Annotated in this window: 12 protein-coding genes and 1 pseudogene; 10 read left to right on the plus strand and 3 right to left on the minus strand. The window is 74.8% G+C overall.

Annotated features, from left to right (window positions below; genetic code table 11):
• The 7 genes and pseudogenes from NH602_RS20325 to rimI form a co-directional block, all read left to right on the plus strand.
• On the plus strand, positions 1–1,231 hold a 1,231-nt coding region (locus NH602_RS20325; RefSeq protein WP_253068629.1), incomplete at its 5' end, for an NAD(P)H-hydrate dehydratase.
• A 51-nt stretch (positions 1,232–1,282) separates the two neighbouring features.
• Positions 1,283–2,555 (plus strand): annotated as a pseudogene (argG, locus tag NH602_RS20330) (argininosuccinate synthase); the annotation flags it as partial.
• Positions 2,556–2,757: 202 nt separating this feature from the next.
• Positions 2,758–3,954: an alanine racemase gene (gene alr / locus NH602_RS20335; RefSeq protein ID WP_253068630.1), complete on the plus strand. Its 1,197-nt coding sequence runs from the start codon at positions 2,758–2,760 to the stop codon at positions 3,952–3,954.
• Positions 3,951–5,201, plus strand: a complete 1,251-nt coding sequence (locus NH602_RS20340; protein WP_100878719.1) for an alpha/beta fold hydrolase — start codon at positions 3,951–3,953, stop codon at positions 5,199–5,201. The genes alr and NH602_RS20340 overlap by 4 nt, the downstream gene beginning before the upstream one ends.
• Complete coding sequence (gene tsaE / locus NH602_RS20345) at positions 5,198–5,674, plus strand: tRNA (adenosine(37)-N6)-threonylcarbamoyltransferase complex ATPase subunit type 1 TsaE (protein WP_073576438.1); 477 nt, start codon at positions 5,198–5,200, stop codon at positions 5,672–5,674. The genes NH602_RS20340 and tsaE overlap by 4 nt, the downstream gene beginning before the upstream one ends.
• Before the next feature lie 10 nt (positions 5,675–5,684).
• On the plus strand, positions 5,685–6,374 hold the full coding sequence (gene tsaB / locus NH602_RS20350) for a tRNA (adenosine(37)-N6)-threonylcarbamoyltransferase complex dimerization subunit type 1 TsaB (protein WP_179761834.1): 690 nt from the start codon (positions 5,685–5,687) through the stop codon (positions 6,372–6,374).
• Positions 6,371–6,862: a ribosomal protein S18-alanine N-acetyltransferase gene (gene rimI / locus NH602_RS20355; RefSeq protein WP_073576436.1), complete on the plus strand. Its 492-nt coding sequence runs from the start codon at positions 6,371–6,373 to the stop codon at positions 6,860–6,862. Before tsaB ends, rimI begins: the two co-directional genes overlap by 4 nt.
• Here rimI and NH602_RS20360 read toward each other — a convergent pair.
• Positions 6,841–7,752 (minus strand): aldo/keto reductase, encoded by a 912-nt coding sequence (locus NH602_RS20360; RefSeq protein WP_253068631.1) that lies wholly within the window; start codon positions 7,750–7,752, stop codon positions 6,841–6,843. The two genes, rimI and NH602_RS20360, sit on opposite strands and share 22 nt — an antisense overlap.
• 18 nt (positions 7,753–7,770) lie before the next feature.
• Positions 7,771–9,363 (minus strand): alkaline phosphatase, encoded by a 1,593-nt coding sequence (locus tag NH602_RS20365; protein ID WP_253068632.1) that lies wholly within the window; start codon positions 9,361–9,363, stop codon positions 7,771–7,773.
• Between the two features lie 279 nt (positions 9,364–9,642).
• On the opposite strand from NH602_RS20365, the gene groES reads away from it, so the two are divergent.
• Entirely contained in the window at positions 9,643–9,933 is a 291-nt protein-coding gene (gene groES / locus NH602_RS20370) for a co-chaperone GroES (protein ID WP_020623960.1), read from the plus strand.
• A gap of 119 nt (positions 9,934–10,052) precedes the next feature.
• Positions 10,053–11,675, plus strand: coding sequence for a chaperonin GroEL (gene groL / locus NH602_RS20375; protein WP_073576434.1), 1,623 nt, complete (start codon positions 10,053–10,055; stop codon positions 11,673–11,675).
• Positions 11,676–11,794: 119 nt separating this feature from the next.
• On the opposite strand, the gene NH602_RS20380 is transcribed toward groL, so the two are convergent.
• A complete protein-coding gene (locus tag NH602_RS20380; RefSeq protein ID WP_073576856.1) occupies positions 11,795–12,136 on the minus strand; it encodes a WhiB family transcriptional regulator in 342 nt (113 codons plus the stop codon).
• 84 nt (positions 12,137–12,220) lie between these two features.
• Here NH602_RS20380 and NH602_RS20385 point away from each other — a divergent pair.
• On the plus strand, positions 12,221–12,447 hold a 227-nt coding region (locus NH602_RS20385; RefSeq protein WP_253068633.1), incomplete at its 3' end, for a hypothetical protein.

Raw genomic sequence — 12,447 nt, forward strand, 5'->3', positions numbered from 1 at the left:
CGGCGACACCGGCACCGGCAGCGACCCCGGGACCGGCCCCGGCGACAGGACCGGCACCGGCACCCCGGCCGCCGGCGCGCTCGACCCGGCGCGGGCGCTGGTGGCGGGGGCGGACGTCGTCGTCGACGGGATCGTCGGCATCTCCGGGCGCGGTGCGCTGCGCGACCCGGCCCCGGAGCTGGTCGCCGCCGCCGACGGGGCGGGTGTGCCGATCGTGGCCTGCGACCTGCCCTCGGGTGTCGACTGCGACACCGGGGCGACCGACGGGCCGCACGTCCGCGCCGCGCTGACGGTCACCTTCGGCTGCCGCAAGCCGGTGCACGCCCTCGCCGCCCCGCTCTGCGGCCCGGTGCGGCTGGTGGACTTCGGGCTCGGGCCGTTCCTCGAGGGGATCGAGCCGCACGCGCGGGTGCTGTCCGACGGCGACGTCGGTGCCCGCTGGCCGGTCCCGGGACCCGACGACGACAAGTACAGCCAGGGCGTCGTCGGGATCGCCGCCGGGTCGGCCACCTACCCCGGCGCCGCCGTCCTCGCCGCGGGGGCCGCGGCCCTGGCCACCTCCGGGATGGTCCGCTTCGCCGGGTCCGCCGCCGACGAGGTCCGCAGGCACTGGCCGGAGATCGTCGCCACCGGCGACATCACCGACGCGGGCCGCACCCAGGCCTGGGCGGTCGGGCCGGGGCTGGGCACCGGCGGGCAGGGCCGGGCGGTGCTGGAGGAGGCGCTGGACCGCGGGGTGCCGCTCTGCCTCGACGCCGACGCGATCACCCTGCTCGCACAGGACGCCCACCTGCGGGTGCGCATCCACGGCGAGCCCGTCGTGCTCACCCCGCACGCGGGGGAGTTCGCCCGGATCGCGGGCGAGGTCGGGCCCGACCGGATCGGCGCCGCCCGCCGCGCCGCCGCCGACCTCGGGGTGACGGTGCTGCTGAAGGGGAACGCGACCGTCGTCGCCGCACCGGACGGACGGGTGCTGGTCGACCCGGCCGCGGACTCCTGGGCCGCCACCGCGGGCTCCGGCGACGTGCTCACCGGCATGATCGGCGCGCTGCTGGCCGCCGGGCTGGACCCGTGGTGGGCGGCGGGCTGCGCGACGCTGGTGCACGCCCGCGCCGCGACGGCGGCCGCCCGGGAGCACGGGCTGCCGCCGGTCCCGGCACCGGCGTCGGCGATGCAGGCGGCGATCCCGGTCGCGCTGCGGTCGGTCCGGTCGGCGGCGTCGGGGCACTGAAGCGGCACACCGGCGGACCTGCGCCGGGAGCGGGTTGTTAGCGTTCCGCGCGTGCCGAAGATCCTGACCAGCCTCCCCGTCGGCGAGCGCGTCGGCATCGCCTTCTCCGGTGGCCTCGACACCTCCGTCGCCGTCGCCTGGATGCGCGAGAACGGCGCGGTCCCCTACGCCTACACCGCCGACCTCGGACAGCCCGACGAGCCCGACCTCGTCGCCGTCCGCGAGCGTGCGCTGGAGTACGGCGCCGAGGCCGCCCGCGTCGTCGACTGCCGTCGTGCACTGGTCGACGAGGGCATCGCCGCGATCGCCTGCGGCGCCTTCCACATCCGCGCCGGCGGGATGCCCTACTTCAACACCACCCCGATCGGCCGCGCCGTCACCGGCACCCTGCTGGTCCGCGCCATGGCCGACGACGGCGTCTCCATCTGGGGCGACGGCTCGACCTTCAAGGGCAACGACATCGAGCGGTTCTACCGCTACGGCCTGCTCGCCAACCCCGCCCTGCGGATCTACAAGCCGTGGCTGGACGAGGCGTTCGTCGACCAGCTCGGCGGCCGCGCGGAGATGAGCGCCTGGCTGGGCGAGCGGGAGCTGCCCTACCGGGACTCCGCGGAGAAGGCGTACTCGACCGACGCCAACATCTGGGGCGCCACCCACGAGGCCAAGAGGCTCGAGCACCTCGACACCTCGATCGAGATCGTCGAGCCGATCATGGGCGTGCGGTTCTGGGACCCGGCCGTCGCGGTCGAGACCGAGGACGTCACCGTCGAGTGGGAGTCCGGTCGCCCCGTCGCGATCAACGGCACCCGCTACGACGACCCGGTCGCGCTGGTCACCGAGGCCAACCGGATCGGTGGCCGGCACGGCCTGGGCATGACCGACCAGATCGAGAACCGGATCATCGAGGCCAAGAGCCGCGGCATCTACGAGGCCCCGGCGATGGCGCTGCTGTTCGTCACCTACGAGCGGCTCGTGTCGGCGATCCACAACCACGACTCGCTGTCGGCCTACGAGGAGCAGGGCCGCCGGCTCGGCAGGCTCCTCTACGAGGGTCGCTGGCTGGAGCCGCAGTCGCTGATGCTGCGCGAGTCCCTGACCCGCTGGGTCGGCAACGCGGTCACCGGGTCGGTCACGCTGCGGCTGCGCCGCGGCAACGACTGGTCGGTGCTCGACACCCGCGGCCCCGCCCTGGCCTACGCCGAGGACCGGCTCTCGATGGAGCGCGTCGAGGACGCCCCGTTCACCCCGGGCGACCGCATCGGCCAGCTCACCCTGCGCAACCTGGACCTGGCCGACTCCCGCGCCAAGCTGGAGCAGTACTCGGCCACCGGGATGCTCGGCGGCGAGTTCGGCACCTTCGTCGGCGAGATCGAGGCCGGGCGTGCGGCGGAGATCACCGCGACGCCGTCGGACCCCGACGCCGAGCAGGCCGAGGAGTCCCTCGACCGCGCCGCGATGGAGGCCGGGACCGACTGAGCCGGGCTCAGGACCGGGCCGCCACGGACCGGGATGCGATGATCGGGGCCGTGCTACCCACGACCGACCCCGCACCCGGTCCGCGGCCCCGGCCCGGACCGGGCGCACCGGCGGCCGAGGCGGTGGTCGACCTCGACGCCGTCCGGCACAACACCCGGTACCTGTCGGGTCTCGCGTCCGGGGCCGAGACCATGGTCGTGGTCAAGGCCGACGGCTACGGCCACGGCGCCGCCGCCGTCGCACGGGCGGCGCTGTCGGCCGGGGCGACCCGGCTCGGCGTCGCCACCCTGGAGGAGGCGCTCGCGCTGCGGGCCGACGGCGTCGACGCGCCGCTGCTGTCCTGGCTGCACCTGCCCGACGCCGACTTCGCCGCCGCCGTCGCCGCGGGGGTGGAGCTGTCGGTGTCCGGCCGCGTGCACCTCGCCGCGGTGCTGGCCGGTGCCCGCGCCGCGGGCCGCCGGGTCCGGCTGCACCTCAAGGCCGACACCGGGCTGTCGCGCAACGGCTGTCCGCCCGGCGAGTGGCCCGCCCTGCTCGACGACGTCTCCGACGGCGTCGCCGACGGCACCTGCGAGGTCGTGGCCGTGTGGTCGCACCTGGCCGCCGCCGACGAGCCGGGCCAGCCCGCCGTCGACAGCCAGGCCGCGCGGCTGCACGCCGCCGCCGCGCTCGCCCGGGACCGCGGGTTCGCCCCGCAGCTGCACCTGTGCAACTCGGCGGGCCTGATGACCCGCCCCGACCTGCACCTCGACGTCGTCCGGCCGGGGATCGCCGTCTACGGGCTCGACCCGATCGCCAGCCCCGCCGACAGCCCGCTGCGCCCGGCGATGACTCTCCGCGGCCGGGTCGCGCTCACCAAGACCGTCGAGGCGGGCGAGGGCGTGTCCTACGGCCACGAGTGGGTCGCCCGCGAACCGCGCACGCTGGCACTGGTGCCGCTGGGCTACGCCGACGGCGTTCCGCGCCGGCTCAACGACGGCGGCCGGATGCGCGTGCGGATCGGCGGCACCGTCCGGCCGGTCGCCGGGCGGGTCTGCATGGACCAGTTCGTCGTCGACTGCGGGCGGCCGGGGGTACTGCCGGTCGCGATCGGCGACCCGGTCGAGCTGTTCGGCACCGGCGCCGACGGCGGACCGACGGCCCGCGAGTGGGCCGACGAGCTGGGCACCATCCACTACGAGATCGTCACGGGCGTCCGGGGGCGGGTGCGCCGCACGGTGTCCGACGGGCGCGGGGGAGTCGCATGAGCCGCAGGGGATGGACCGTCGCCGGGATCGCGGGCGGTGTGGTCGGCGCGGCGGGCGCCGCGGCCGGGGTCGGCGTCGCCGCGCAGCGACGCAAGATCGCCGCCACCCGGCGCAGCCTGGCCACCGAGATGTCCGCGCACGCCGGGACGCCGCCGGGCACCGTCGGCGAGGAGATGTCGGTGATGGCCGACGACGGCGTCCGCATCGCCTGCGAGGTGGTCGCGCCGGCCGACGGCTCGGAGCCCGCGCTGACGGTGGTGCTGGTGCACGGATTCGCCCTGGACCGGCGCACCTGGTCCGAGCAGCGGCCGCACCTGGCCGGGCTGACCGGCCCGTCGGTGCGGATGGTGCTCTACGACCAGCGCAGCCACGGCCGCTCCGAGCGGGCTCCCGCGGACTCCTGCACGATCGACCAGCTCGGCCGCGACCTGGACGCCGTCATCCGCGCGGTGGCCCCCGAGGGTCCGCTGGTGCTGGTGTCCCACTCGATGGGCGGCATGACCGTGATGGCGCTGGCCGAGCAGCACCCGGAGCTGTTCCACGAGCGCGTCGCCGGGGTGGCGCTGGTGTCGACCTCGGCGGGGGAGATGGCGTCCTCGGGGTTGCCGGGCACGTTCCTGTCCCGGCGCAACCCGGTCATCCGGACCCTCGGCGGGCTCGCCGCGTGGCAGCCCGGCCTGGTCGAGACGGGCCGGCGCGCGCTGGGCGACATCATCTGGGTGTTCACCAAGCGCTTCGCCTACGGCGACCGCCAGGTCGACCCGCGGATGGTCGACCTCGTCGACACGATGATCGACTCGAACGCCGTCGGCGCGCTCACCGACTTCGTCGACACCCTCGGCACCCACGACCGGCTCGCGGCGCTGCCCGGCCTGTCCGGCTGCGAGGTGCTCGTCCTGGCCGGCGACGGCGACCGGATCATCCCGTGGCGGCACAGCGAGGTCATCGCCGAGGCGGTCCCGACCGCCCGGCTGGTGCGCCTGCCCGGGGTCGGGCACATGCCGATGCTGGAGCAGCCCGAGGTCGTCGACGCCGAGCTCGACGCGCTGATCGCCCGCACCACCGAGCGCACCGCGGGCGGCGGGCTGCGCGCCAAGCGCCCGCCGCAGCTCACCGACACGACCGACGACGAGCAGGCCGAGGCGGGCGGTGCGCTGCAGGGGCTGCTGCGCAGCGCGGGCCGGGTCCGCCGGGGCAGCCGCATCCCGGCCCGGGCCGGCCGGTCCCGGAAGAAGGACCGGCCGTGATCCCCGCCCCCGGCGCGGACGCCGTCGTCACCGAGCTGCCGACCGTCGCCGACACCGAGTCCTTCGGCCGGACGGTCGGGCGCGAGCTGGTCGCCGGTGACGTCGTGCTCCTGGCGGGCCCGCTCGGCGCGGGCAAGACCGCCCTGGTCCGCGGCCTGGCCCGCGGGCTCGGGGTGACCGGCACGGTGGCCTCGCCGACGTTCGTGATCGCCCGCGAGCACCCCTCCGCGGGCGACGGCCCGGCCCTGGTGCACGTCGACGCCTACCGGCTGGGCGGCCCCGACGGGAACGTGGACGTCGCGGCCGAGCTGGACGACCTCGACCTCGACACCGAGCTGGACCGGGCGGTCGTCGCCGTCGAGTGGGGGGTCGGGGTCGCGGAGCGGCTCGCCGGGTCCGCGGTGACGATCACGCTGGAGCGCCGCGACGACGACACCCGGGTCGCGACGCTGCGCCGCACCGCGCGTCCGTAGGCTTGCCGGCGTGCTGGTACTGGCCCTCGACACCGCGACGACCGTGGTCACCGCCGGTCTCGTCGACCTCGGCCCCGACGGCGGGCCGCGGACCCTCGCCGCCCGCGCGCACGACGGCCGCCGCCACGGCGAGCTGCTGATGCCCGCGGTCCGTGCGCTGTGCGCCGAGGCGGGCCACGCGCTCGCCGAGGTCGGGGCGGTGGTCGTCGGCGCCGGTCCGGGCCCGTTCACCGGGCTGCGGGTCGGGATCGCCTCGGCCGCCGCGCTCGGCCACGCCCTCGACGTGCCGGTGCACGGCGTCGTCACCCACGACGCCCTGGCCTGGGGGCTGCACACCGGCGGGAACCTGCTGGTCGTCACCGACGCCCGGCGCAAAGAGGTCTACTGGGCCGCCTACGACGCGTCCGACCCCGCCGACGCCCGCTCGGTCCGCAGGCTGACCGGCCCGGCCGTCGAGGCCCCGGAGGCGCTGGCCGCGCGCCTGGACGAGCTGGCGATCGGCTCGGTGGCCGGCGATCCGTCGTTCGCCCAGCGGCTCGGCCGCGAGATCGGCGGCCCCGGCGCCCCGACCGTCGACGGGCTGGTCGGCGTCGCCGCGGCGGACCTGCTCGCCGGCCGGGCCCCCGCCCCGGTCGAGCCGCTCTACCTGCGCCGCCCCGACGCGGTCGAGCCGACCGGCCGCAAGCGCGTCACCGCGTGAACGCCACCGTCTCGCTGGGCCCGCTGTACCGGGCCGACGCGGCGCGCTGCGCGGAGCTGGAGGAGATCCTGTTCCCCGGGGACGACCCGTGGAGCGCGCAGGCCTTCCGCGACGCCGTCTCCTCCGGCCAGCTCTACCTCGCCGCCCGCGCCGGTGACGAGCTGGTCGGCTACGCCGGGCTCGCCGTCGTCGCCGGGCCGCCGATGGCCGAGGCGGAGGTGCACACGATCGGCGTCGACCCGGCCTGGCAGGGCCACGGCATCGGCCGCGCGCTGCTGCGGGGGCTGCTCGCCGTCGCCGACGAGCTGGCGGCCACGGTGTTCCTGGAGGTGCGCACCGACAACGTCCCGGCCCGCACGCTGTACGAGAGCCACGGGTTCACCGTGGTCGGGCTGCGCAAGCGCTACTACCGGCCGTCGATGGCCGACGCCCACACGATGCGCCGCGACCGCGTGCCCAAGGCCGCTCAGGACGTCGCGGACAGGTAGGACAGCAGGCGCAGCTCGTCGTCGGTCAGCTCCAGGGTGAGCATCGGCAGCAGCTGTTCCAGCTGCTCGACGGTGCGTGCGCTCGCGATCGGCGCGGTCACCGCGGGCTGCGCGGCCAGCCAGGTCAGGGCGATCGCCGGGACCGGGACGCCGTAGCCGGCGGAGATCTCGTCGAGCCCGGCCAGCACGGCGCGGCCGCGGGAGTCCAGGTACGCCGCCGCGCCCTCGGCACGCGGGCCCTCCGGGGAGGGGGAGTCGGGCCGGTACTTGCCGGTCAGGAAGCCCTTGGCCAGCCCGTAGTACGGGTGGACGGCCAGCTTCTCCGACTCGGCGAGCGGGGCCAGACCTGCCTCGAAGGCGTCGCGCTCCATGAGGTTGTAGTGCGGCTGGATGGTGCTGAACGCGGTCAGCCCGTCGCGCGCGGAGATCTCCAGCGCCGAACGCAGCCGCTCCGGGGAGAAGTTCGACGCGCCGACCTCGCGGACCAGCCCCTCGCGGACCAGGGCGTCGAACGCGTCGAGGGTCTCCTCCTGCGCGGTCGCCTCGTCGTCGCGGTGGGCGTAGTAGAGGTCGATCCGATCGGTGCCCATGCGGCGCAGTGAGTCCCGCGCCGCGGCCGCGATGTTCTCCGCCGACAGGCCCTCCCGGCCGGGCAGGGCACCGACCTTCGTCGCGAGGTGCAGCGCGTCGCGGTTGCCGCGGGCGGCCATCCACTCGCCGAGGATCGTCTCGGACTCGCCGCCGGAGTTCCCCGGTGCGCGCCACATGTAGGAGTCCGCGGTGTCGATCATCCGTCCGCCGGCGGCGACGAACGCGTCGAGGACGGCGAACGAGGTCTCCCTGTCCGCCGTCCACCCGAAGACGTTCGCGCCGAGAACCAGGTCAGCCACGCGTCCCAACCTACTCCGCTACAGCGGTCGCAGGCCCGGCCGACGGTCCTCGGTCACGAACCGTCCGCGGGTCTGCACCGGGGCGCCCGGCTGCCTCACGAACGGCACCACCTTGAACTCGGCCTCCATCCGGTCCGCGGTGAACCGGGTGCTGACGTAGCCGCGGCGGTTGTTGTGGAACCGGATGTGCGGATTGTCGGCGAGGACGGCGTCGGAGCCGTTCTGCTTCTCCGAGCCGTCGCCGCCCGAGGTGATCGAGCTGGACACCAGCTCGGTGCCGACCACCGGCGAGGCGGGGTCGTCGAAGCGGCGCTTCACGTCGGCGCCCCAGTGCGCGTGCACATCGCCGGTGAGGACGACGAGGTTGCGTGCGCCGCCGCGCCGCGTGGCCGCGGTCCAGGAGTCGACGACGCGGTCCCGGGAGCCGGGATAGCCGTCCCACGCGTCGGGGTTGAAGCCGCGCCCCGCGCCCGGGGTGAAGTCGACCTGGGAGAAGAACACCTGCTGGCCCAGCACGTCCCAGCGGGCGCGGGAGCGGGCGAAGCCGTCGGCGATCCAGCGTTCCTGTGCCGACCCGGGCAGCGAGCGGGCCGGGTCGGTGCGTTCCGCGCAGTCGCTGCGGAAGGTGTCCCCGCACGGCTGGTCGCCGCGGTACTGGCGGGTGTCGAGCATGTGGAAGGTGACCAGCCCGCCCCAGCCGACGCGGCGATACAGCCGCATGGCCGCGCCGCGGGGGCGCTGGGCGGCGCGCAGCGGCATGTTCTCCCAGTAGGCGCGGAACGCGGCGGCCCGCCGCGCGGTGAAGTCCCCGGGCGGGTCGAGCGGGAGCTCCCGCACGTCGCCGGCCCAGTTGTTCTCGACCTCGTGGTCGTCGAACACGACGAGCCAGGGCGTGGCCGCGTGCGCGGCCTGCAGGTCGGTGTCGGCGTGGTACTGGGCCAGTCGCTGCCGGTAGCCGGCCAGCGTCGTCGTCTCCGGTCCGGCGTGGTCGCGCACGTTCCCGCCGGGCGCGACGTAGTCCTGCGCCGGGTACTCGTAGACGTAGTCGCCCAGGTGCAGCAGCACGTCCGGACGCTCCTCGGCCATCCGCCGGTAGGCCGTGAAGAAGCCGTGCTCGAACTGCGAGCACGAGGTGAAGGCCATGTGCACCGGTGTCATCGACGCCGGTGGGGGCGCGGTGCGGGTGCGGCCCGCGTCGGAGACGGTGCGGCCCACCCGGAAGCGGTAGTGGTAGTCGCGGCCGGGACGCAGCCCCGGCACCTCGACGTGCACGCTGTGGCCCGCGTCCGGCCCGGTGCGGACCCGGCCGCGACGCACGACCCGGGTGAAGCGCTCGTCGTCGGCGACCTCCCACTCGACGTCGGTGGCGCGGTTCCCGAGCCCGCCCAGGCCGTCCTCGGCGACGGGGTCGGTGGCGAGCCGGGTCCACAGCACGACCGAGGTCGGATCGGGTTCCCCGGAGGCCACGCCGAGCCCGAACGGGTCGCCCGGCGGCCGGGCCGGGGCGGGTCCGGGCGCCGCGGCGGCGGCGCCGGGCAGCAGGGGTGCGGCGGCGGTGACGGCGGCGGCGCTGAGTCCGGCGCGCAGCAGCGAACGGCGGGAGGTGATCACGATGTGCAGTGCAACGCTCCCGATCGAGTGACACCGGGCCGTCGGTCGACGAGTACGTGAACAACGGGCGACGACAGGGAACTCCCGACACGCCCGAACGGCGCGGTTGAGCCCCCGCTCGGCTTCTGGCACTCTCATGGATAGAGTGCCAACGCGCGCGGCGGACGACCTCCGCCCCGGCACCCGCGACGGCGGGGCGGGAGTCGCCACGTGCGCGCTGCTGACACCGCTAGAGAACCCGTGACACCGGATTCACCCCAGGAAGGGGAGGTCATCGTCGTGGCGAACATCAAGCCGCTCGAGGACAAGCTCGTCGTCCAGGCCAGCGAGGCGGAGACCACCACCGCCTCCGGCATCGTCATCCCGGACACCGCCAAGGAGAAGCCCCAGGAGGGCAAGGTCCTGGCCGTCGGCCCGGGCCGGGTGGACGACAACGGCAACCGCGTCCCGCTCGACGTGGCCGTCGGCGACGTCGTCATCTACTCGAAGTACGGCGGCACCGAGGTCAAGTACAACGGCGAGGAGTACCTGATCCTCTCCGCGCGCGACGTGCTGGCCGTCGTCAACTGACGCGAGGCATCGCCTGACGTACCGCCCCGGGTGGTCCACCCTCACGGGTGGCCCGCACCGGGGCGGTCGCGTCTCTCCCCCGAGAACCCGAGTATCCCGAGAGGTAGCGAGAACAAGACATGGCGAAGCAGATCAGCTTCGACGAGGAGACCCGTCGCGCGCTCGAGCGCGGCGTGAACCAGCTCGCCGACGCGGTGAAGGTGACGCTCGGCCCGCGCGGCCGGCACGTCGTCATCGACAAGAAGTTCGGCGGCCCGACCGTCACCAACGACGGCGTCACCATCGCCCGTGAGGTCGACCTCGAGGACCCCTACGAGAACCTCGGCGCGCAGCTGGCGAAGACCGTCGCCACCAAGACCAACGACGTCGCGGGCGACGGCACCACCACCGCCACCGTGCTCGCCCAGGCGCTGGTGAAGGAGGGACTGCGCAACGTCGCGGCCGGTGCCGCACCGTTCGCGCTGGGCCAGGGCATCGCCGCGGCCTCGGCCAAGGTCTCCGAGGTGCTGCTGGCGAAGGCCACCCCGGTCGACGCCAAGAGCCACATCGCGCAGGTCGGCGCCATCGCCTCGCGCGAGCAGGAGATCGGCGACCTGATCGCCCAGGCCATCAACACCGTCGGCAAGGACGGCGTGATCACCGTCGAGGAGGGCTCCACCCTCTCGACCGAGCTGGAGATCACCGAGGGTCTGCAGTTCGACAAGGGCTACCTGTCGCCGTACTTCGTCACCGACTCCGAGTCCATGGAGGCGGCGCTCGACGACCCGTACATCCTGCTGCACCGCGACAAGATCGGGTCCATCCAGGATCTGCTGCCGCTGCTGGAGAAGGTGCTCGGCGAGGGCAAGCCGCTCCTGATCATCGCCGAGGACGTCGAGGGCGAGGCGCTGTCCACCCTGGTCGTCAACTCGATCCGCAAGACCGTCAAGGTCGCCGCGGTCAAGTCGCCGTTCTTCGGTGACCGCCGCAAGGCGTTCATGGACGATCTCGCGGTCGCCACCGGCGGTCAGGTCATCAACCCCGAGGTCGGCCTGAAGCTGAACGAGGCCGGGCTCGAGCTGCTGGGCCGCGCGCGGCGCGTCGTCGTCACCAAGGACGCCACCACGATCGTCGAGGGCGCCGGCTCCAAGGCCGACGTCGAGGGTCGTGTCGCGCAGCTCAAGCGCGAGATCGAGGAGTCCGACTCCGACTGGGACAAGGAGAAGCTCCAGGAGCGCCTGGCCAAGCTCTCCGGCGGCGTCGCGGTCATCAAGGCCGGTGCCGCCACCGAGACCGCGCTCAAGGAGCGCAAGCACCGCATCGAGGACGCCGTCGCGGCGACCCGTGCGGCGGTCGAGGAGGGCATCGTCCCCGGCGGTGGCTCCGCGCTGGTGCACGCCGCGGCGGAGCTCGCCGATGGCCTGGGCCTGACCGGTGACGCCGCGACCGGTGTCGCGATCGTCCGCAGGGCACTGTCGGCGCCGCTGTTCTGGATCGCCGAGAACGGTGGCGACGAGGGCGCGATCGTCGTGTCCCGCGTCGCCGAGGGCGGCTGGGGGACCGGGTACAACTCGGCCACCCGCTCCTACGGCGACCTGCTGGCCGACGGCGTCATCGACCCGGTCAAGGTGACCCGGTCGGCGGTGGAGAACGCCGCGTCCATCGCGCGCATGGTGCTGACCACCGAGAGCGCCGTGGTGGACAAGCCGGAGAAGGCCGACCCGGCCCCGGCCGGTGGCCACGGGCACGGCCACGGTCACTGATCCGGTCCGAGCACGACGACGGCGGGCGACCCTCGGGTCGCCCGCCGTTGTGCGTTGCGGGGCAGGGAGTGTGTGTGCCGTCCGACGGGAGATGGGAGCCCCCGCGGGTCGGGGCCCTCTCAGGCGGTGTGAACGGGAATCTCCACCGGCTGGACGGTCGCCTCGGCGGCGACCTTGAGCGTGCGGCGCGGACCGCGGATGATCGCGTCCCGCTCGGACTCGGACAGGCCGCCCCAGATGCCGTAGGGCTCGTGCACCTTCAGTGCGTGCTCGCGGCACTGCTGCACCACGGGGCACTCGGAACAGACCTGCTTCGCTCGGGTCTCACGACGGGCCCGGGCGGGACCTCGCTCACCCTCGGGATGGAAGAAGAACGCGCTGTCCATCCCCCGGCAGGCTCCCTCCATCTGCCAGTCGTAGATGTCGGCGACCGGGCCGGGAAGCCTCCGGATGTCCGCCATGTTCGTCACCTGCCTTCGCTATCGAACCTGACGACGCTCAGATTCCCTGGCCATGGCGGCCGCAAACCTGATTCGAGGTGAACGATGGTGCACGTCCGACAGGGTGGTGCACGGCGAGCGCCCTCGGCGGAGGTACGGGCCCTGCTCGCCGGGGCGGCGACGGACCGGGAGGTGGCCGCGGCGGGCCGCCCGGACGGGCCGGTGGAGCTGCGGTGGGCGGCCGCCGTCGCCCGGGGCGGTTCCGGGCACTACGCGGCCGCGGCCGCGCTGCTCGACGGGGTGCGCCGCGACCCGTCTACCGGGGTCGTGCC

It is taken from the genome of Pseudonocardia sp. McavD-2-B, assembly GCF_024124365.1.
GTDB lineage: Bacteria > Actinomycetota > Actinomycetes > Mycobacteriales > Pseudonocardiaceae > Pseudonocardia > Pseudonocardia alni.

Coding starts and splice junctions, on each gene's coding strand:
- NH602_RS20340 (WP_100878719.1), top strand. CDS start 3,951: ATGAGCCGCAGGGGATGGACCGTCGCCGGGATCGCGGGCGGTGTGGTC.
- groL (WP_073576434.1), top strand. CDS start 10,053: ATGGCGAAGCAGATCAGCTTCGACGAGGAGACCCGTCGCGCGCTCGAG.
- NH602_RS20380 (WP_073576856.1), bottom strand. CDS start 12,136: ATGGCGGACATCCGGAGGCTTCCCGGCCCGGTCGCCGACATCTACGAC.